This is a genomic window from Anaerolentibacter hominis, assembly GCF_032380675.1.
GTDB lineage: Bacteria > Bacillota > Clostridia > Lachnospirales > Lachnospiraceae > Anaerolentibacter > Anaerolentibacter hominis.
Genome location: NZ_JAWDIX010000006.1, coordinates 26965 through 46877, shown reverse-complemented (window position 1 = coordinate 46877; position 19913 = coordinate 26965). Strand labels below are relative to the sequence as shown.

Annotated in this window: 22 protein-coding genes and 1 tRNA gene; 12 read left to right on the top strand and 11 right to left on the bottom strand. The window is 47.9% G+C overall.

The window, feature by feature from the left end; translation table 11 throughout:
- Positions 1-170: 170 nt before the first annotated feature.
- Positions 171-731: an RNA polymerase sigma factor gene (locus ABCW47_RS14495; RefSeq protein WP_343210653.1), complete on the top strand. Its 561-nt coding sequence runs from the start codon at positions 171-173 to the stop codon at positions 729-731.
- Positions 728-1264, top strand: coding sequence for a hypothetical protein (locus tag ABCW47_RS14490; RefSeq protein ID WP_343210652.1), 537 nt, complete (start codon positions 728-730; stop codon positions 1262-1264). Before ABCW47_RS14495 ends, ABCW47_RS14490 begins: the two co-directional genes overlap by 4 nt.
- A 92-nt stretch (positions 1265-1356) precedes the next feature.
- On the opposite strand, the gene ABCW47_RS14485 is transcribed toward ABCW47_RS14490, so the two are convergent.
- The 4 genes from ABCW47_RS14485 to ABCW47_RS14470 all read right to left on the bottom strand — a co-directional run bounded on the left by ABCW47_RS14485 (position 1357) and on the right by ABCW47_RS14470 (position 4902).
- Positions 1357-2031 (bottom strand): class II aldolase/adducin family protein, encoded by a 675-nt coding sequence (locus tag ABCW47_RS14485; protein ID WP_343210651.1) that lies wholly within the window; start codon positions 2029-2031, stop codon positions 1357-1359.
- Positions 2032-2089: 58 nt separating this feature from the next.
- On the bottom strand, positions 2090-2863 hold the full coding sequence (locus ABCW47_RS14480) for a DeoR/GlpR family DNA-binding transcription regulator (RefSeq protein WP_343210650.1): 774 nt from the start codon (positions 2861-2863) through the stop codon (positions 2090-2092).
- A 67-nt stretch (positions 2864-2930) separates the two neighbouring features.
- Positions 2931-4223 (bottom strand): four-carbon acid sugar kinase family protein, encoded by a 1293-nt coding sequence (locus tag ABCW47_RS14475; RefSeq protein ID WP_343210649.1) that lies wholly within the window; start codon positions 4221-4223, stop codon positions 2931-2933.
- Positions 4224-4242: 19 nt separating this feature from the next.
- Positions 4243-4902: an aspartate/glutamate racemase family protein gene (locus ABCW47_RS14470; RefSeq protein WP_343210648.1), complete on the bottom strand. Its 660-nt coding sequence runs from the start codon at positions 4900-4902 to the stop codon at positions 4243-4245.
- Between the two features lie 379 nt (positions 4903-5281).
- On the opposite strand from ABCW47_RS14470, the gene ABCW47_RS14465 reads away from it, so the two are divergent.
- The 4 genes from ABCW47_RS14465 to ABCW47_RS14450 all read left to right on the top strand — a co-directional run bounded on the left by ABCW47_RS14465 (position 5282) and on the right by ABCW47_RS14450 (position 9183).
- Positions 5282-5656, top strand: coding sequence for a BlaI/MecI/CopY family transcriptional regulator (locus ABCW47_RS14465; RefSeq protein WP_343210647.1), 375 nt, complete (start codon positions 5282-5284; stop codon positions 5654-5656).
- A gap of 2 nt (positions 5657-5658) precedes the next feature.
- Positions 5659-7206, top strand: coding sequence for a M56 family metallopeptidase (locus ABCW47_RS14460; protein WP_343210646.1), 1548 nt, complete (start codon positions 5659-5661; stop codon positions 7204-7206).
- 211 nt (positions 7207-7417) lie between these two features.
- Positions 7418-7837 (top strand): HTH domain-containing protein, encoded by a 420-nt coding sequence (locus ABCW47_RS14455; protein ID WP_343210645.1) that lies wholly within the window; start codon positions 7418-7420, stop codon positions 7835-7837.
- 140 nt (positions 7838-7977) lie between these two features.
- Positions 7978-9183: a pyridoxal phosphate-dependent aminotransferase gene (locus tag ABCW47_RS14450; protein ID WP_343210644.1), complete on the top strand. Its 1206-nt coding sequence runs from the start codon at positions 7978-7980 to the stop codon at positions 9181-9183.
- 95 nt (positions 9184-9278) lie between these two features.
- Here the strand turns inward: ABCW47_RS14450 and ABCW47_RS14445 are convergent, their stop codons facing one another.
- The 5 genes from ABCW47_RS14445 to ABCW47_RS14425 form a co-directional block, all read right to left on the bottom strand.
- Positions 9279-11228 carry a sensor domain-containing diguanylate cyclase gene (locus tag ABCW47_RS14445; protein ID WP_343210643.1) on the bottom strand — a complete coding sequence of 650 codons (1950 nt, stop codon included), beginning with the start codon at positions 11226-11228 and terminating at the stop codon, positions 9279-9281.
- 6 nt (positions 11229-11234) lie between these two features.
- A complete protein-coding gene (locus tag ABCW47_RS14440) occupies positions 11235-11753 on the bottom strand; it encodes a GNAT family N-acetyltransferase (RefSeq protein ID WP_343210642.1) in 519 nt (172 codons plus the stop codon).
- 29 nt (positions 11754-11782) lie between these two features.
- Positions 11783-12289, bottom strand: a complete 507-nt coding sequence (gene bilS / locus ABCW47_RS14435; RefSeq protein ID WP_343210641.1) for a flavodoxin family protein BilS — start codon at positions 12287-12289, stop codon at positions 11783-11785.
- 18 nt (positions 12290-12307) lie between these two features.
- Positions 12308-13420: a bilirubin reductase gene (gene bilR, locus ABCW47_RS14430; protein WP_343210640.1), complete on the bottom strand. Its 1113-nt coding sequence runs from the start codon at positions 13418-13420 to the stop codon at positions 12308-12310.
- A gap of 129 nt (positions 13421-13549) precedes the next feature.
- Positions 13550-13623 (bottom strand) — tRNA-Pro (locus tag ABCW47_RS14425).
- Positions 13624-13867: 244 nt separating this feature from the next.
- Between ABCW47_RS14425 and ABCW47_RS14420 the strand changes: the two genes are divergently transcribed.
- Positions 13868-14254 (top strand): (deoxy)nucleoside triphosphate pyrophosphohydrolase, encoded by a 387-nt coding sequence (locus ABCW47_RS14420; RefSeq protein ID WP_343210639.1) that lies wholly within the window; start codon positions 13868-13870, stop codon positions 14252-14254.
- 7 nt (positions 14255-14261) lie between these two features.
- Here ABCW47_RS14420 and ABCW47_RS14415 read toward each other — a convergent pair whose 3' ends face one another.
- Positions 14262-15533 carry an FAD-dependent oxidoreductase gene (locus ABCW47_RS14415; protein WP_343210638.1) on the bottom strand — a complete coding sequence of 424 codons (1272 nt, stop codon included), beginning with the start codon at positions 15531-15533 and terminating at the stop codon, positions 14262-14264.
- A gap of 370 nt (positions 15534-15903) precedes the next feature.
- On the opposite strand from ABCW47_RS14415, the gene ABCW47_RS14410 reads away from it, so the two are divergent.
- From ABCW47_RS14410 to ABCW47_RS14395, 4 genes are all read left to right on the top strand, one after another.
- Entirely contained in the window at positions 15904-16770 is an 867-nt protein-coding gene (locus ABCW47_RS14410; protein WP_343210637.1) for an RNA polymerase sigma factor, read from the top strand.
- Positions 16763-17443 (top strand): DUF2461 domain-containing protein, encoded by a 681-nt coding sequence (locus ABCW47_RS14405; RefSeq protein ID WP_343210636.1) that lies wholly within the window; start codon positions 16763-16765, stop codon positions 17441-17443. Before ABCW47_RS14410 ends, ABCW47_RS14405 begins: the two co-directional genes overlap by 8 nt.
- A gap of 119 nt (positions 17444-17562) precedes the next feature.
- On the top strand, positions 17563-17775 hold the full coding sequence (locus ABCW47_RS14400; protein ID WP_343210635.1) for a hypothetical protein: 213 nt from the start codon (positions 17563-17565) through the stop codon (positions 17773-17775).
- 283 nt (positions 17776-18058) lie between these two features.
- On the top strand, positions 18059-18310 hold the full coding sequence (locus tag ABCW47_RS14395) for a hypothetical protein (RefSeq protein ID WP_343210634.1): 252 nt from the start codon (positions 18059-18061) through the stop codon (positions 18308-18310).
- A 64-nt stretch (positions 18311-18374) separates the two neighbouring features.
- Here the strand turns inward: ABCW47_RS14395 and ABCW47_RS14390 are convergent, their stop codons facing one another.
- On the bottom strand, positions 18375-18587 hold the full coding sequence (locus ABCW47_RS14390; RefSeq protein WP_343210633.1) for a hypothetical protein: 213 nt from the start codon (positions 18585-18587) through the stop codon (positions 18375-18377).
- A 453-nt stretch (positions 18588-19040) separates the two neighbouring features.
- On the opposite strand from ABCW47_RS14390, the gene ABCW47_RS14385 reads away from it, so the two are divergent.
- The gene (locus ABCW47_RS14385) at positions 19041-19808 is read left to right on the top strand and encodes a GolD/DthD family dehydrogenase (RefSeq protein ID WP_343210632.1); all 768 of its coding nucleotides are present in this window, start codon (positions 19041-19043) and stop codon (positions 19806-19808) included.
- The last annotated feature ends 105 nt before the right edge of the window (positions 19809-19913 follow it).

The window sequence follows — 19913 nt, the reverse complement described above, 5'->3', positions numbered from 1 at the left end:
AACAAATCAGCGGCGCTCTTGCGCACGCAAACAACAGCTGCCGTTACACTTGTCTATTAACACCGGATTATCTACAATAAAAATATATTTTACACAAACATGCAATGTAAGACAATTTTTGTTGTGTATATAGGTGAAGGGCCCTTTAAACCAAAGAAAGGAGCAAGGTAATGGATGACAGACAAATAGTTGAATTGTATTGGGAACGTTCGGAATCTGCTATATCTGAAACCGCTGATAAGTACGGAAGATACTGTCACTGCATTTCCTATAATATTCTGCATAGCAATGCAGACGCAGAGGAATGTGTCAATGATACTTATTTAGGCGCCTGGAATGCGATGCCGCCACATCGCCCCAGCCAATTGGCAACCTTTCTCGGAAAAATCACCCGCAACCTTTCACTGAACAGATTTAAGCAGTATACAGCACAAAAACGTGGTCTGGGACAAACGGAGCTGGCTTTGTCCGAATTGGAAAACTGTGTTCCCGCGGCCGGCGGCGTGGATGAAGCCACAGATGAAATGGTTCTGATTGAGAGTCTGAATACCTTTCTCTCTCATCTGCCTAAAATCAAACGTCAGATCTTTGTACGCCGCTATTGGTTTTTAAGTTCAATCAAAGATATCTCGGAGGAATACAGCATGAGTGAAAGCAAAGTTACATCTATGCTTTTTCGGATACGTGCTGACTTAAAACTTCATCTTGAGAAAGAAGGGATTATACTATGAAAAATGAAAGACTGCTGTATGCCATTGGAAATATAAATGAAAAATTCATTTCAGAAGCCGAACCAGGTCCCTATGGGAAAAGAATATGGAAACGATCCTTGATTCTGGCTGCCGCGGCTCTTCTTGCACTGGCCCTCTGCGGATTTACCGCATACAAATTAGGATGGTTTGATCCATGGCAGCAAAGTCCGTCTGCTGATCCGGAAGAGGTCGTCCGGCATGCGATTGAAAATCAAATGGATAAAGATTATACAATAAGCGTGCGTGTGGATGAAGTTAAGGTGGATAAAAATGAAACTGCCCGTGCTGCCGCTATGTATTCCGGCAGCGAACTTGCCGGGGCTCGGGGCTGGACAGAGGAATACCTTGCGGAACACTTTATCGCAGTACGCGCAAACTATTATGTAGAGTACGACCACACCAAAACGTTTCTGGACGACGGCGATACACAACAGTATTTTTACTTAATCCAGGATGCAGAAACCGGCGAATGGACTATAGTCGAAAATACGTCCCCGAATACAGGTACGTAAGCATCAACCGGCGGTTTTGATTTATTCAAAACCGCCGGTTATCTATATTCAAGTACGCCTCGGCGTACTTGCTATTGAGGGGGGAGTCTTATCTACTTCCATGATAAAATAGTTTTCTTTACCGGCCTGTAATAGCCTCCCTCCAGGAAATCTGTCACGGTTTCCTCTCCCACAGGCATAAGCTTAAATTTGCCTGCATTGGCAAGTACATTCATCCGGCATACATTTTCCACAATCTCAAGCGCGCACATTGCCTCCTTCATAGACGAGCCGCAGATAATTACCCCGTGATTGCGCATGAAAATAACATCTGCCTCCGGGCAGACATCTGCCACCGCGCGGGCAAGTTCCGCCGACCCGGCGTGGTAATAATCCACATAGGCAACAGCCGATAAATAGTACATCGCCTCAATGAACAAATTCGGCTCCACCTTGATATCGGAACTGGAACACAGCGTGGTAAAAAAGGGCGAAGCGTGAACGACAGCCTGTACATCGGGCCGTTTTGCATACACTGCCCTATGCATCCCGCTCTCCTTGGACGGCTTTCCCTGTCCGCTGACCGTCCCGTCCTGTTTCACAGTCAGGATATCCTCCCGGCTTAAATCCCCCAGTACCGTGCCGCTGGCTGTTATATAAATTTCTCCGTTTTCCCCCCTGGCACTGATATTTCCAGAAGTTCCCCAGGTCAGATTTTTGCTGATTATCTGACGTCCTGCATCTATTATTTCCCTGATTTCTTTGCTTTCTGACTCTACTCCCGCCATTCGTTCCGTATCCTTTCTATGATCCGCCTTCCTGCTTTTTTAACTCCGCATCTGGTCATCATACCGTTTTTAATTCAACGCCTGCTTTTGCCATCTCATTCTTTAATTCGTCAGAAATGTGTTCTGAGGTGATTACTAAATCCAGCTGAGTAAACTTTGCAAAGGTATACAGCTTTTCCTCCCCCAGCTTGGAGCTGTCCGCCAGCAGCACTACCTCTCCCGCCTGTTCCACCGCCCTGCGCTTCACATTGGACTCAAACAGGTTGGCACTGGTACAGTTGCCCCGGCAGGATATCCCGCTCGTCCCCAGGAATGCAATATCGACATTAATATGGGACAGCTCCTGCTCCACATTCGGTCCGACTAACGCCATAGAGCTGTGAACCACTTCGCCTCCCAGTACAATCACTCTCCAGTTTTCTTTCTCCGCGCAGTCTCGTGCAATATCCAGGCTATTGGTGATAACCGTCAGCCCCTCTACCCCCTGAATAAAGCGCAGCACCGACCAGGTAGTAGAACCCGCATCCAGGAAAATGCGCATGCCGGGCTGTATCAGCCGGGCCGCTTCCTCACCGATGCGGCTCTTTTCCGCCAGATTGGCAAATTTGCGCTGCTGAACCGGAGAAATATTCTGCATCATCTTCTGAAGGCCCTGGACGGCTACCGCTCCGCCATAATTCTTTTCAATATAGCCTTCTCCCGCCAGCTTCGTAAAATCTCTCCGGATCGTTTCCTCAGATACCTGAAACTGCCTGGCCAGCTCTTCCGCCTTTGCACTGCCCTGCTTAAAAATAATCTCTTTAATCCGGTTTCTGCGCTCTGCAGCTATCATTCCATTCCCTGCCTTCCGTCCTGTTTTATCTGAATTGATTATACCGGAATTGTCAGGGGTCGTCCATCTAATTTTCTCTTAGATAACGGTAGGTCTTCACGAAGAATTCCCGTCCTCCGAAACTCCCTGATTTCAGAACAATAAACAGCGGAGGTTCTGTCAGGGCGATGCTGGAAGGCAGTCCGCTCTCGATTTCCTCATATACGGCCATTCCGTCAATCTTCATTTCACTGCAAAAACTTCCCGAGGTATCTCCTCCCGCTACCAGTACCCGGTTTTGTCCGGTACGCTCCAGTACATTGCGGCAGATTTGGGCCAGCGTTTCAGAAATACATTTCGCCATCTGTTTTTCATCAAATCCCAGCGAAGCTGCGAATTGTTTTCCTTCCTCCACGATTTGCCGGTCATTATCGGAATATACCAGGACATCCCTGCCGCTGCTTACTCCCTCCGCCGCCAGTGACGACAATCGTTCTACAAGAGTCTCACGGTCTTCAAACAGTTCTCGGACCGGCAGCGCGCAGGAAAGCGTTCCCTGCTCCCCCGCACAGATAATCTGTTCTCTGGTCTGGGGCATCAGGCTTCCCGAAACCGACATAATCCCCAGCCCCGGTTTTAAAGCCGGAGGCATCAGGCGTGATTTTCTGCTGCTTTGGCACCGTTTTGCCTGGGGATATGCTATGGCCGAGGCACCGCACATCACACGGATATGTTCTGTGGCCTCCGCGATGATTTCCAGATCTTTATTGTCCCGCACATCTAAGATCAGATAGCCTCCCTCTTTTTTCTGCCTCTCAATTTCCGCCCTCAGTGCCTCCGGCCCTTCCTCTATCACAGGCCATCCCACCGCTTTGACCCCTCGCCTGGTCTGCCTGCGCAGAATATCCGCCAAATTGGATTCTGTCATAGGGTTCACCGGATCATTCCTGAACTCGGATTCTTCCAGGAGAGTGCCGCGCACATAATGGACACCGTCCACCGTAGTTCTTCCGTTATCCGGGAATCCCAGCACCACAACGGCAAATTTCTCTCCCAGCGCATCCAGCATCCCGTCAAATTCAGCGCCTATATTTCCCCGGAATACAGAGCAGGTCTTTTTAAAAAACCGTTTTATTCCGGCATCCGCCAGTGTTCTGGTGGCCTCAAAGACACGCTGATAGGCAGTACGCGCCGGCATAAACCTGGAATCCGTATCTATCACAACAACATCCGCCTCGTGGGACAGCGCGGACTCCCTGCTGTCAAAAGAAAATACATTTGCGCTCAAGCCTCCCTTTACATACATGACCGCTATATCATTGGCCCCTGTTACATCATCGGCCACTACTCCAATCTGAATCTGTTCCGGTCTGGTATTCATCCTGTTATCCCCTTTCTCCTTACTGGTGATTTAATTCCCGGTACATGTTCACAACCTGATCTACGGCCGGACCGGTACTGAATAACACTTTTTTCTGCATTTCTTCCGGAAGCATAGCTGCCGCGTCCGCCATGGATGCCTGTGCCAGATATACCACATCCTGTTCCTTTGCGGCTTTGCCTGCCGCTTCCGCAATCAATCTGTCGTGTTCCGCTTTGTCTCCTGCCTGCAGCGCCTCATAGGCTCCTTCTACCAGAACCGGGGTAACTTCCGCTTCTCCGTTTCCCTTTCTGCGTATCAAATTGCTGGAAGGATTAAGGGTTGTGGGAAGCGTTGCCAGCACAGCCACCTTCTTTCCCATCTTCACCGCCGTGTCACTGACCGCATCATCAATGCGGATCAGCGGGACAGACAGCTTTCCGGAAGCATAGTCCGCAAAATCACCCACAGAAGAACAGGCACTTAGAATCAGCTGGACGCCCTGCCGCTGCGCAAACTGTGCATAACAGAGTAGTTTTTCAAATGCGTAGTCCAGTGTTGCAATGTCCTCTTTCAACATAGGCAGGATCGAGTCGTCTATAAAATTATAGATCTGGATATCTGGGCACCGGTTCTTAATCATTGTATTTAACGGTGCAATTGTGGCTGGTGTTGTGTGAAGAATTGCTATTTTACCCATATTAACCTCCATTTCGGAGCATTGCGGCGGGGGGAAGAGAAATTCACGAAAGCGCTTTCTCCTCTGCCATAAAAGCCATTTGTGATGCTCCGGCACAAATAGCCCGTATCAACTTTTAATCGCCATGCAGCGGCATGAATGTTGATTTTTGCCTGTTTCTATTTTATCAGTGACTGTTTATGTTGATTTATTCTTATATTATGTTGATTTTCCACACTTGTCAACTGTTTTTACTGTTAACTTTTTCACAATTCCACATATAAAACTGTGGTTTTTTGATTATCCAAATTTATTCAATTTTAGGTTTACATTTGTGTACCATTCGTGTATACTAAAGGTAGTCAATTGTATACCATTTTGAACTGGAGGTACTGTCGTTATGATCGGTTTGTCCGATGGAGAATGGAAAATTATGAAACTACTGTGGGAAAGTGCACCGAGAACGATCATGCAGCTGACCTCGGCTTTGGAACAGGATACCGGCTGGGGGAAGCACACGGTTATCACAATGCTGAACCGCATGGAGAAAAAAGGCGCCGTTTACTATAAAGAAGGGGTCAGGGCCAAACAGTATTTTCCGGCGGTGGAGCAGGAAGCGGTGTCAGCCCGTGAGACTGAGGGTTTCCTGAACAAAGTCTACGGAGGGAGCCTCAGCCTTCTGGTCAATACCATGGTAGAACAGGAATCATTAAGCAGCGATGAAATTGATGAACTTTATGATATTTTAAAGAAAGCCGAAGAAAGGAAGTCCTGATTATGGGTGAAGTGCTGATTACCTCTTCCGTCCTGATTCTTCTTATCTGCGCCCTGCGTCTCCTTCTGAAGGGCCGGATCAGCCTGCGGCTCCAATACGCACTGTGGGTTTTGGTGATCCTGAAGCTTGCCTTTCCTTTTTCCATTCCGTTTCTGGCGGGCGGTGAAATCGAAAGCTCTTACAGCGTCATGAATGCCGCGGACGCCATAGAGGACAGGTTAAATGAAAATCCCAACCTGGCTCCCCTCGTAACCAACATAAAAACTGGTGTTGTGACTTATGATGACCAGGCGGATACTCTGCTGGAAAAAGCTGCCGCCATAGACTGGGAGTTGGTTATCTGGATTGTCTGGAGCAGCGGGGCGCTTTTCATGGTCCTGTGGAGTATTTATATCAATCTGCGGTTTGGGAAGCATCTGAAAGCCATACGGACACCTTTTCACTGTGCGTATTCCACCCTGCCGGTCTATGTGGCGGAGGGGCTCTCTTCCCCCTGTCTTTTTTGGATGGAAGGAGAGACCGCCGTCTACATTACGCCGGAGATCGCCGGTGACCCGCTAAGGCTGCGCCATGTGCTGGCCCATGAGCTCTGTCACTATAAACACGGGGACCATGTCTGGGCTCTGATCCGCTGTGGTCTTCTGGCCTATTACTGGGTAAACCCCTTTGTCTGGCTTGCCGCCTCCCTTTCCAGGCGGGATTGTGAGCTGGCCTGCGATGAGGCAGCAATTGCCCGGCTGGGAGAATCGGAGAGGATCTCTTACGGGAAAACACTGATCAGCCTGATTGACAGAAAGAAAAGGCCCTCTGATTTAGCAAACACTGCAACTACGATGACAGATAGTGAAAAAGGAATCAAAGAAAGGATAAAAATGATTGCAAAAAAACCAAAAATGCTGGCCATTACCCTGGCCGCTGTCATTATTTTCCTGGCGGCCGCTGTCCTGATCACATTTACTTCTTCGCGCAAAACAACACAGAATGCATTCTTTGAATCGGCTCCCGGTTCGCTTCTGGAATGGAGCACCCCCGAAAAGGCGCAGGTTGACGAGACTACCGGCCTGGGTGCTGATCAGCCCTCCCTGGACTACGCTTCAGAAGACTTGATTATTTTTCATGATTATTTCGGGCTGTTTGTTTATGATCTGGAGAAGGAAACGCTGCTGTATGAGGTGGATCTTGCCGGGATCGGCTGCGATTTTACACAGGGGGAATCCAGCTGTGATGTGAAAGTAACGGCGGATGGAAGCCTGGTCTGGCTTCATCCTATGGATAAGGAAGAAATGTATCTTTTCCGGACCGACAAGGGACAGCTGGCAAAGACAGCTTATATCCCCTTTGAGGAATACCTGGGCCAGGAGCCCTTCAACAGCTTTGTTCTCGTTTCTGACCTCCCGGATATGGAACCCGGCAAGTGCAGCTACAATGCCGTCATCCTGAGCGGCGGTGCCGAAAAAAAGGAATATGGTTATCTCTATTTCCCTGATATGAACGCAATGAGCATACAGTATAAAGCAGGGGACAGGACGTACTCTCTGTTTGCCCGTTAGCCCTTTTCTGCCCGCTGTGTATGGTTTGCCGGTGCCCTCTGCCGCCGATGGACCATACACAGCTTTTTTGTGCTGTTATAATAAATATTTTTGTGCCATTTTACTGGCACAGGTCCTAAGTGTTCCTCCCGCTCCCTCTTTCCCGGATTTTCCTTTTCAGCCGCGCGTTCTTATGGTAGGATAAAAAGAAAGCATGAAAGGAGCTGTATCTATGGAATCATGGGAAAAAACTCCTACATATGAAGAATTGCTGGAACGGCTGACCGGAGAATACCACATCAGCCTGGAAACTCTGGCAGGGCTTTTCCAGATAGATGCAAGACTATTACAGAATCTTGAAGTTTGCGGGGATTTGGTGCCGGTAAAACAGAGGATGGAAATTACTAATATGATGCATGTCCTCTATTTCATGTCCGAATTCTCCATCTTTGAACGGAACCGGGCGGTTCTGGATGTATTATTCCAGATTCACAAGCTGCTGCCGTCCACCGTCGCCCATCTGGCAAAGGTAAGCGAGGATGACATTGCTCTGTTTATGAAAGATGAGAGTGCCGTCCCGGATGATGTAAAGTATCGGATTGCCTCTACCGCTTTGTTTCTCCACTTCCTGTTTAAACCAAGGGAGGACTGATTGCCCGCGGAATTATCTATATAATTTTTTTCGGGTATTGGATTTCTTGCGAAGATATTCTATTATAAGAAAGGACCATTTAAATTTACGAAGAAGAATGATGGGTGTCATATCAAATGATATGGCCCGGAATGAAAGGTATGGGGATAAGAATGATATCTATTTCAGAAAAAATGTATGCACTGGGCAGCAAGCGTTCCGTTATTCGGGAAATGTTTGAATACGGCAAAAAAAGAGCCGCTGAGATCGGCGCGGATAAGGTATATGATTTTAGTATAGGCAATCCAAGCGTTCCGGCGCCGGATTGTGTAAGAGAGGCCATTATGGAACTGGTTTCCGAGCCGGATTCCGTTTCTCTTCACGGTTATACTTCCGCGCAGGGAGATCCTGCTGTAAGAAAAGCTATTGCGGATTCGATTAACAAACGGTTTGGGACCAGTATCACGGAAAACCACATTTATATGACAGTCGGCGCGGCCGCATCCGTCAGCATCTGCTGCAAAGCCCTGTCTGTACCGGAGGATGAGTTTATCACCTTTGCTCCATTTTTCACAGAGTACCGGGTATTTGTAGAATCCACCGGCAGCAAACTGGTTGTTGTTCCTCCAAAAATGGATGATTTTCAGATTGATTTTGAGGCTTTTGAGAAGCTGATCAATGAACATACAAAGGGTATTATTGTAAACTCTCCCAACAATCCCTCCGGTGTGGTATATTCCGAAGAAACCGTCATCAAACTGTGTGATTTGCTCCGGAAGAAACAGGAGGAATACGGTCATCCGATTTTCCTGATCTCCGATGAGCCTTACCGTGAGATCGTTTACGATGGAGTAAATGTACCCTATTTCATGAATTATTATGACAATACATTTGTATGCTATTCCTACAGTAAGTCTCTTTCTCTTCCCGGAGAGCGGATCGGCTATATTGCTGTCTCCGATAAGATGGCGGAGGAACCGGCCGTCTATGCCGCAGTCTGCGGGGCAGGACGGGCTCTGGGCTATGTATGTGCGCCCAGCCTGATGCAGAAGGTCGTGGGCAAATGTGTGGATAAGACAGCAGACGTGTCCATCTACAAACAAAATCGTGATCTGCTCTATGGCGGCCTCACAGAACTCGGCTATGACTGTGTCAAACCGGATGGTGCTTTTTATCTCTTTGTAAAAGCGCTGGAGCCGGATGCCAACGCGTTCAGCGAGAAGGCAAGGAAGTATGAGCTGCTTCTGGTGCCCGGGGATGATTTCGGCTGTCCGGGTTACGTCCGCGTCTCCTACTGCGTCAGAACAGATATGATCAAAAATGCCATGCCGGCATTCGCGGCTCTGGCAAAAGAGTACCTCGGATAATTTGAATAATAACGCAACTCCATGTGATGAGCTATCGTCACATGGAGTTTTTTGTTGCATAGAAAAATTCTCCAAACTTTCCTATGTTACATGCCTTATGGAGTAATCTGTGGTTTTTTCTGGTTCTGACGGCAGACCGTATATCCGTTCTTTCCTTTTCGCTTCGTCTCATAGAGTGCCGCATCTGCATATTTATACAAAAGTTCCCGGCTATCCCCCGGCCTTGCGAACGCCACGCCGATACTTGCCGATACATGCCAGCAATGACCATCTTCCTCATAATCATGATCCAGGGCTGCCGAGAGCGTCTTCACCTTTTCCTCGGCCCATGCCTCATCGGGCACAGCACAGAACACGGCAAATTCGTCCCCGCCGACGCGTCCCAGAATATCCGTCGCGTTAAAATGGGCCCGGATGATCTGGGTAAAATCATGGATCACCCCATCCCCGAAAACATGGCCAAACAGGTCATTTGCCTGTTTAAAATTATCAATATCCAAAATCAAAAAAGCAAATAGTTTCCCCGTATCCGCTGCCAGCTCCCTGTCCATCCTGTGCTGGGTTCCCGACTTCGTTAGCATACCTGTCATTTCATCCGTCTGCGCCAGCTTCACCATCTGCTCTTCCCGTCTTTTCTCCGCGTCGATATTCTGACGGTAGGTCAGCATGTGAAGAGTTTGGTTACTTTCCTGCCAGATCAGCCGGGCGGTGATCCTCATCCAGAAATAGTGCTCCCCATCATTAGAGATCATGAATTCATACCGAAGGGTATCTGTACCTTCATGGAACGCACGGATAACACTCTCTGGCGTGAAGGTCTCAATATAACCCCGGCGGAACTCTTCCTTTATTTGTTTTTGCGCGATTATATGCAGGGCCTTATCAAAAGAAACGCCTCTGGGAGCGCCAAGACTTTCAAAATATTCCTCCGTTGCCCGGTTTGACGGCCGGTTATTGGTGATATCCATCTCATATATCTTGTCGAATAACTGCTCCGTTGCCTTCTCAAATATATTGTGCCGCTCCTGTTCCTTATCCCGTTCCAGGGTTACAATCTGACGGTTAAACTTCCGGATCACGCGGGTTATAATGTACAGGACTGCCAGCAGGATAACGCAGATTACCGCCACAGTCACTTCCATCTGCCTTGCAAGCTTTGCCGTCAGCAGGCCTGTATTCTGTTCCACTGCCAGTGACCACTCCAGTTCAGGCAGATACCGGGTGACCAGATAATTCATTCTTCCTTTTTCCGCCGGAATCTCCGCCCAGAAGCCATGAGACGTTTCCTCTTCCTTCCAGCCAAGAACCTCCTGCCTGGTCTGATCGTCATACAGAGTTTTCTCAAAGAAGCTTACATGCTCATATCCCGAGTATTCCGCGGAAATCTCAATCAAGCCCTCACCGTCGATCAGATACGCGTTTACACCAAACTCGTCCTGGTAAGCCCGCAGGAGCTTCTGCAGATGGTCAATACGCACTCCCACCCCCACAATACCGACTATCTTCTGATTCGCATCCCGTATTTTGCAGTTTACGAAGACGGTTATCTCATTATCTGCCCCCTCCACCTCGTCGTTGTCCACATTGATGGCATACTCCGTACCGCTTTCCAGCATATCATAATACCAGATATTTTCCGGGTCCTCTTTTAACAGAACCCGGTCCGCCCCATTAAAATTGTAGTACAGATTGGTGGCCGCAGATACAAGAAAGACGGAATCATACTCGTATTTTATCCGGTAGGTGTCCAGATACTCCCGGATTGTTTCCTCATAACTCTGATTTTCCCGGTCATCCCCTTCCTCCTGAAGCAGGCTTTTTAATAGGCTGTCATTTGCCATTGTAAGTGAGACATTCACAGGTTTAGTAAATATAGAATTGATCTGATAATAGATGCCTTCCGAAGTCAGATTGGAAACCTGCTCTATATTTTTCAGTGATTCACTGTAATTTGCACGATAGCTCAGCACTGCCGTAATAAGAAAGCCCGCAATGATAATTGCGCAAACCAACAGATTGGTCCGCAGTAAAATATTCTTTTTCATAAGGCTTCAATTTTCCTTCCGTATGTGACATTTCCTGATATACCGGACGTCCGGATAGGGTTCACCCTCAAAATAACAATTTAGCTCATCCTCCGTTGCCCGGAAGCCCTGCCTTTCATAAAAGCTCCTGGCCCGGGCGTTTTCCTTCAGCACCCAGAGATATAAGCAGTCAAAGCCCTGCTTTGCCAGCAGGCCGCACACATCTGTAAATAAAGCTTTGCCGTAGCCCTTCCCAAGTTCCCCGGGCAGAACATACAAAGATTTTATTTCTCCCCAGCTTAAGTATCCTTCCTCCTGAGATCTTCCATAGACTGCCGCTGCCAGGATTCTGCCTCCCTGCGCTGCCACCCTGATATTCCATTCGCCGGTTTCGATCCATTTCTGAAACGTCTCCTGCCAAAAGTCCTCTCTCAGCTGCTCCAGGTACGTATCCGGCAGTTTACCCCTGTAGGTTTCCTTCCAGCTCAGGGCATACAGACGGCTTGCCTCTGCTGCGTCCTCAACCCGTCCATCTCTTATCTCCATATTAACGTATTCTCCTCCCCGTCATCTTGCTACTCGCCGATCCGTTCCTCCGCAAAGGCAGCCGCGTGTTTCAGATCCTCCTGGTCCGGATGAGCGCCTGCCATCTCGAAATTATTCAGCAGCATCCCGACTTTTTTATCCCCCGGATGCTCCTTCTGCATTTGTAAATATCTGGATCTAACTGACTCCGGCATCCTGCCCTGGCACATAAAGCTGCCCAGATAAGTATTGTCCTCACTCAGCGCTGTGCGGATATTCAGAGCCAGGCGGTCAAAATATGCCTCATCACAGCCAAAGCCAGCCGTGGCAAAAACAGCGGTGCGCGTGCCGTGAAGCCCCTTAAGGAAGGAAACCATTTCATCCGTAAAATTACCTTTGTCAATCCATGACCCGGCAAAAATAATCTCTGCCTCCCCTATAGTAAAGCCCTCCGGCCCGCCGAAATAAACACAGCTTCCGGGCCTGCTGTCCCTGATTGCCTCGGCAACCTGTTTTGTATTTCCTGTTCTGCTGCTAAATACCACCGCGTATTTCATACCGTTCACGCTTCCTTTCTATTTATCCTTATCAGCCGCTCTCCGGACACAGTGCACCCCTTTATGCTGCTGCAGTCCCAGAAGACAGCCCACATTACATCTGTTACAGGATACAATTTCATCTTCGGCCCCGGAATTCACCTTTTTCAGCCAGTCTGGATCGGCAATCAGCTGCCGGCTCATCGCTGCCAGCTGTATCGTCCCCTCTTTCAGCTTTTCCTCAATAAAACCAGGGGAAGCCAGCTTCCCAACGCCGCATAAGGGCAGATTAGTAAACTTCCCGGCTTCTTCGCAGAACGGCAGGAAGCATCCCTCCTGATTAAAATATGGATGTCCCACAGGCGGTATTGAGTCACTCAGCTTAGAATGATCCGCCAAAGTGATATGAAAACTATCCGCACCCGCTTCCTCCAGGAGAGGAATAAAAGTCCCCAGCTCTTCCCTCAGCACACCCGCATTCCCATAGTGCGGATTTTCCTGCCGGACCACAAGCTTGAAATCTATGGGGATATCCGGCGCAGCCCGTTTCACCGCCCGGACCGCATCGCATGCAAATCGGGCCCTGTTCTCCGAAGTCACTCCATAGCAGTCCTGCCGCAGATTATAAAGGTCCGAACTGAAGCTGCCGCACATCCGGTCGCCATGCACCTGGATGATGTCAAATCCAGCTTCTACCGCCAAAACCGCGCCCTCTCCAAAGCTGTCCGTTATCGTTCTCACATCCTGTATATCCATCCCTGTAATATATCCGGATATGGATTCATTCATTTTCCTTCGCAGGTCATCTTCTGTAATCTTTCCGGCAAGCATCCCCGGCACATATTTTATCATGGAGGATAACCGGGCGTCGGACACATAGAGCTGCGCGGCAGCCAGAGCCCCGCGGGAGTGGATACAGTTTGTTATCCCTTTATAATAATCCATTCCCTTCTTCCTGCGCAGCGAATGATAGCCTTTTCCCAGAACCGGCACATCACCGATAATGATCAGGGCAGCCCCTCCTTCCGCTATCTCCGCAAGTTTACATAAGTATTCTTCCTCCCGAAGCCCCATCGTTGTAGGCGCAAAAACCAATCTGTTTTTCAGCCGCACGTTCCCTATCTCTATCGGGCTGTTTAATATTTCATACATTTCTTACTTCACCTGTTTCTGCTTATGCCATATTATGCTGAGGGAAGTCCTGTTTCACAGGAACACCTGCTATGAAAAAAAATAGGTATACTGCATAGCAGTATACCCATTCCCTTTTCATTCCCAGAATCGAAGCGACAGGATTTGAACCTGCGACCTCTGCGTCCCGAACGCAGCGCTCTACCAAGCTGAGCCACGCTTCGTTATATAAAATTGAACAGCCAAAAATCCCCCAACCCTGATTAGCTGCCTATTATTTATACCACATATGCCAATGTTTGTCAAGAAAATAAACCTGATTTTATCCTCCCGAATAACCGATATTTTACAGTTTGCTTTTTATATGGTAGCATAGACAGCAAATGCGGTTAAAACGTAATTACCGCCGCCCGCCGGGAGTCGTATATCCCTGGCAGGCAGCGGTATTGTGAAAGGAGCAGTTACCGGATGAAAACCATTGAAGTTGCTGCTGCCATAATAAAGGATGGCAGCCGTGTCTACGCCGCACAGCGCGGTTACGGTACATTTATCCACATGTGGGAATTTCCCGGAGGGAAGCTTGAACCGGGTGAAACACCCGAAGAAGCACTCGGCAGGGAGCTGTGGGAGGAACTGGAAATCAAGGTTGTGATAGACCGTTATTTTCTTACCGTCCACTACGATTATCCGGATTTTCACCTAATCCTACACTGCTATCTCTGTACCCTGGGGGAAGGTGTCCCCCTCTTAAAAGAGCACTGCAGCGCCAAATGGGCAGGCAAAGATGAGCTTTCCGGCCTGAACTGGCTTCCGGCGGATCAGCAGATTATTGATGCGCTTCAGGATATTTTATAAGCAGCAGTTACAGCTCTGCCTCAAAAATACCGGTCAGGCCGGCCAGGTGTACTGTCTCGCCAATTTTTTCTACATCTGTCTCATACAGGCCCAGTTCTTTCATTCTTTCAAAAAATACAGAGCCCGAGAATGTATATTTCCTGCTGAGGCCCTCGTCGGTCTCCATCTGCTCTCTGACATAAGCAATTGCCTCTCCTATCGCAGTTTTTCTGGATAACACAAGGGGCTCTTTACCGGCCGCGTCCCTGACACTATTTTTTCCTGCCAGTACCCCGGTTACAATTGCTTCCGTGTGACCTACCAGCAGTCCTGCTTTTTCTCCTGCGCAGAACAGGTTTTCCAGTCCTTTTACTTTCAGGCCGTCATCTCTGGGGGCCATAGCCATAAAGCGCATGGAGTTCCCCTTGCCCCCCGCATAGGGATCTTCGTATCTGGCATACGCAAACCCGGGAATCTGCTGAAGCTTGCTTAATGGAAAATATGGGGTCATTAATTTGGCGTGGCCGGTATCCAGCAGAATAATATTGTCCGCGAATTCCTTTCTGGCATATTGCTGGCATGCCTTCTGATCCAAATGGTCCTCTCTCAGATGGTCCGGTATCCTGCGGATCACAACTCCGCTGGTATTCAGTTCTTCCACCAGTTCGGGCGCAAGTGAATCCTTATATAATTTGCAGGAACCGCTCATGGCCCCGATCGTTCCATCTTCTTTCACCCCGGTCTTTTCCGGTATACCCGCCAGTCCGGTCAGGCTCACTCTGCCTCCGAAGCTTGGGCAGCGCAGGATACACATAGCGCACCCGTTGCCATATCTGGCACAATTGTTAATCGGTCCGGCGCTGCCGGTTGTATCAATAAAAATATCTCCCTCCGCCGAATCCCCGGAGGATGTTTCCACCCGCACGATTCTCTGCTGTTCGATCACGGCCTTAACCACTCTCGCCTGATAGAGGATTTTTACACCAATACTTTGCAGCAGTTCCTGGATAAGCGCCGGCATTTTACCGATGTCATAAAGAGAGGCATGTTCATGTCCCGGAAAAGAAATATTTTTATGTCTGCAGTTGGAGTCTATAACCCGAAACAGTTCCCCGCCCCCCATTGCAATCATTTCCTCTGCCGCGGTAAACCGGCCGTTATTTCTCATAATACCGCCCACAAGCCCGGTCCCCAAAAGCATATCTGTTCTTTCCAGAAGCATTACCTCGGCACCGCACTTAGCCGCTTCATATGCGGCAGCGCAGCCTGCCCAGCCTCCGCCTACAACCACAATTTTCATAATTTCCTCCATTCCAAAAAGGGAACAAGTCCGTCAAAGTGAATTCTATAGCATAGTAATTGCCTGATCACCAGAAAAACATGTAACTGTCTATAACAAAGTTATCCGGTCTGCAGCCATAATAGAACCGTTTTCCAGGAGGTTTGGGGTGCCAAAATACGATCGGTTACGGTATAGTAAATACATTGAAAGTATTTCTAATGAAAAAGATCTGTCTTTTTTATCTGAAACTGTCACACGGCCATTATTTTCTTGTCTAATTAAGTAAAGGCAGTCTGAAAAGAGAATGCAGGTGTGCAAAAAACCAGCCAGGATTTCGCGCTTCGAACTGTCTGCTGTAAAATGACTGTTAACAGGAAAGGAAAAAGAAATGGGTAATGTAAACCACGAGGAACAATTAATTGAAAAAGCCGTCTCCGGCAATCAGGAAGCGCTTGAAACACTGTTAGTCAGTGTGCAGGACATGGTATTTAATCTGTCTCTGCGGATGCTTGGGATGATACCGGATGCGGAGGATGCGACACAGGAAATCTTAATTAAAGTAATGACCCGCCTGTCTTCGTTCCGCGGAGAGAGCAGGCTGTCCACCTGGGTATTCCGGATAGCCGTAAATCATTTAAAGAATTACCGCAAGGGAATGTTTTCCAAATATCCGCTCAGCTTTGAAGCCTATGGGGAAGATATTGCCTCCGGCCGGGAAAAGGATGTCCCGGATATGACCGGCGGAGTTGATCATGCCCTTCTGGAACAGGAATTAAAGCTTTCCTGCACCAATGTGATGCTTCAATGCCTGGACGCGGAGAGCCGGTGTATTTATATACTGGGGACCATGTTTCGGCTTGACAGCCGCATCGCCGCGGATATTCTGAATCTTACTCCTGAGGCATACCGTCAGAAGCTGTCCCGTACCAGAAAGAAAATGGCGTCTTTCCTGGGTGAATACTGCGGACTGAGCGGGACTGGCTCCTGCTCCTGTAAGCGCAGAGTCAATTATGCCATCGCCAGCCACCGTATCGATCCGGCAAGCCCCGCATTCCTGTCCATGAAGGAGCGCAGCTATGATACAATTGTAGAAAACACAAGGACTATGGAGGAACTGGACGGACTGTCCCAGATCTTTGCTGGTTTTCGTGCATACGAATCCCCCGACAGAGTCACGGCATGGATTCAGAATCTCATCCGGTCAAAGAATTTTTCAGAACTGTTGCAGGGAAAGGAGGGCGCACTCTGTGAATAAAGATAACATGCTGGCCTATCTGGCGGCCCTGGAAGAAAATAATAACCGGGAATGGTATCACGCCAACAAGGCGGATGGCAAAACAGCAGCTCAGGAATTTGAAGAGCTTATACTTCAGCTGATCTTCAAAATACGGGAATTTGACAGCAGCATCCCTCCGTATGATCCGAAGGAGCTCACCTTCAAGCTCATGCGGGATACCCGCTTCAGCCATGATAAATCCCCCTATAATCCTGCTTTTCGGGCACATATCGGGCCCTGTGGAAAACTGCCTGTTCCGGTTGGCTACTATATTATGGTGAAACCCGGTAACCGGTCTTTTCTGGGCGGCGGCCTGTTTGCGGACATGTTTAAGGATGCAACCGCTATGGTACGGGATTACATTTCCCTGCATGGACGGGAATGGGAAGAGATTATATCGGCTCCCGCCTTTACCGAACTGTTTACGCTGGGCAACACATCTTTGAAAAAGGTACCTCAAGGCTTCGACCCTTCTCATCCCCAAGCGGAATATCTGAAATGGAAATGCTGGTATCTGGAGTGCCCGATCCCCGACATCCGGCTGACCGGCCCTGACTTTGCAGAATACGCGGCAGATATCTTTGCCAAAATGAAACCGTTTAACGACTATTTAAATCGTGCCCTGCAGAACTTTCAGATGCCCTCAAGATAATAACCTGTACAAATATTTCGTACTGCATTCTGTATAATATTCTACCTTTGACAAAGACTAATGACATCATATTGTATGTACCAATTACCAAATGCATCAGGAGAAGGAGGAATAGAAATTTGGCAGATCAATTTTCCGGAAGTTATTCCGATGGGTCCTTTATCGGCAGACATGATCTTCCTATTGGCTTCACTATGGAACTGGCACAGAATCAGGAAGCTCTGCTCCGGTTTTCCAAACTGGATAAAGGTCAGCAGAAAGCGGTAGCGGACGGGGCCAGAAATGTTCGTTCCAGGGAAGAAATGCGCGTTTATGTAAATCATATCCGCTAAATCCATAAAGAATTCAGGTTTTACGAAGATGCTGTTTTTTACGGCATCTTCTTTTTTTATACCTGACTCTCCCCGTTTTGAGCCTGATTTTTACCTTATTTTCCCTTTAGACAATCCCACACCATTTTGGACGGCCCACATACTATAGTATTAAATAAGACAATCCGACAAGTCGAATTGCTTATCATGAATCAACAATTTGTCAGGCCATACGGTCCCTTCAAATAAAAGCAAATCGAATCGGCCAGGCCGGATAAATTATTTAAGGAGGTTATTATTATGTGTGGATGTTTCCGTTGTAATTGTGGTTGTAATGGTTGTGGTAATAACAATAATGGCTGTGGTTGTAACAATAACAATGCAAGCTATAACGCAGGTTATAAAGCAGGCTACAGAAGTGGCTACAACGCAGGTTTTGCTGCCGGCTGTGCTTCCGCTTCCGCTTCCAACACAGCATCTGACTGCGGCTGCAACAGTGGCTGCAATAGCTGCAACAATGGCTGCGGCTGCAACAACTAGTGTGTTTCGTTTATAAGGTTCTACGGAACCTGATGATTCTTTAACGAAAACATCCGCCCTGACCGGGCGGATGTACATATCTAACTATAAACAACGTTCTGCATGCAGACATTGCTTCTGTCCGCAAATGCTATATTATACTCCTCATCTGTTCCATAAAATAAAATATCCAGCAATCTCTTCGGATCTGGCTGCCTGGCGATCCAGTCCAGCAAAACTAAAGCATCATCTCTATCGTTCTCATCTAACATTCCAATCCAGTCATTTAAACAAATCTTTGATTCTGTTATCATAGCTCACCCTCTCTTTCGTAATGTAGGATCTTTTGTTTTATATGATCCAGCAGCCGAAAACTGATTATTATACTATTCTCTGTCATAATCCCATTCTGTACCTATCTAAATCACAGATTAATAATCATCAGCTACTGACTGGATATTATACTCTATCCTCTATTTAAGTGCAACACCGCCAGTCCGCGCAAGTGCGTTTAATTATAGATTTTTACGCATAAATATTAGAATTTTGGTCAACCAAATCTATAAAATCAGTTGTCATAATCCCGAATAACCCAAATAAAATTATAAATATACGAATATCGACTTTTATCAACATTTTCTTCCATTTTCTGAAATCAACTCCCGCGGAATATAGCCGTTTTTGCTGTCCGTATTGAATTTAAAAGATTCAAATGATATGCTTGATATATCAAATTATGTCAGTCTCTAAGCAGGAAAGGAGCCAATATGAGCGAATATAAAAAATTTAGTTACGATTTAAGACTGGACGGCAAAGTGGCAGTCATCACCGGCGGAACCAGCGGAATCGGAAAATCAATTGCCGAGGTTATGGCCTGGCGCGGTGCAAAAGTGATTATCCTGGGCAGAAATCCCAAGGTACAGGAAATCGCTGCCGGGATCGGCGAAAACGTGGCCGGCAAACAGCTGGACATTACGGATCGCGCCGCGGTTAAAAAAGTGATTGGGGATATCGCTGTCGAATACGGTCACATTGATATTCTGTGCAACAGCGCCGGAATCGGTTCCGGAGTGCCCGCCTCCGAAATTGGAGAAGAGGAGTTTAATAATGTACTGAATGTCAATCTGGTCTCCGCCTTTTTCCTCACCCAGGAAGTGGGCAATTACATGATAAAAGCAGGTAACGGCGGCAGAATCATCAATATCGCCTCCGACGCCGGAATCAGCGCGGTTGAAAATCATGTGGCCTACTCTGCCAGCAAGGCGGGACTTCTTTCCGTTACCAGAACACTTGCCCTGGAATGGGGACAGTACGGGATTACCGCCAATGCTATCTCTCCCACAGTTGTCATGACTCCTATGTCAAGGGAATACTGGCAGGGTGAACGGGCGGAAAAACGGCTTGTCCGGATGCCGGTACACCGTTTTGGTGAGATGGATGAAATCGCGGCAGCCGCAGCCTTTCTGGCCAGCGACGGCGCACAGATGATCAATGGTCATAATCTGGTAATAGACGGCGGTTTGAGTATATGTTAATCTGAGCATTGGATCAGGGGGTCAAAAGCACCTTTGGTGCTACGCTCATGCCATAGATTGATATGTAAACTCGTTTGCATATCAATCTATGGCATAGAGCCAGTG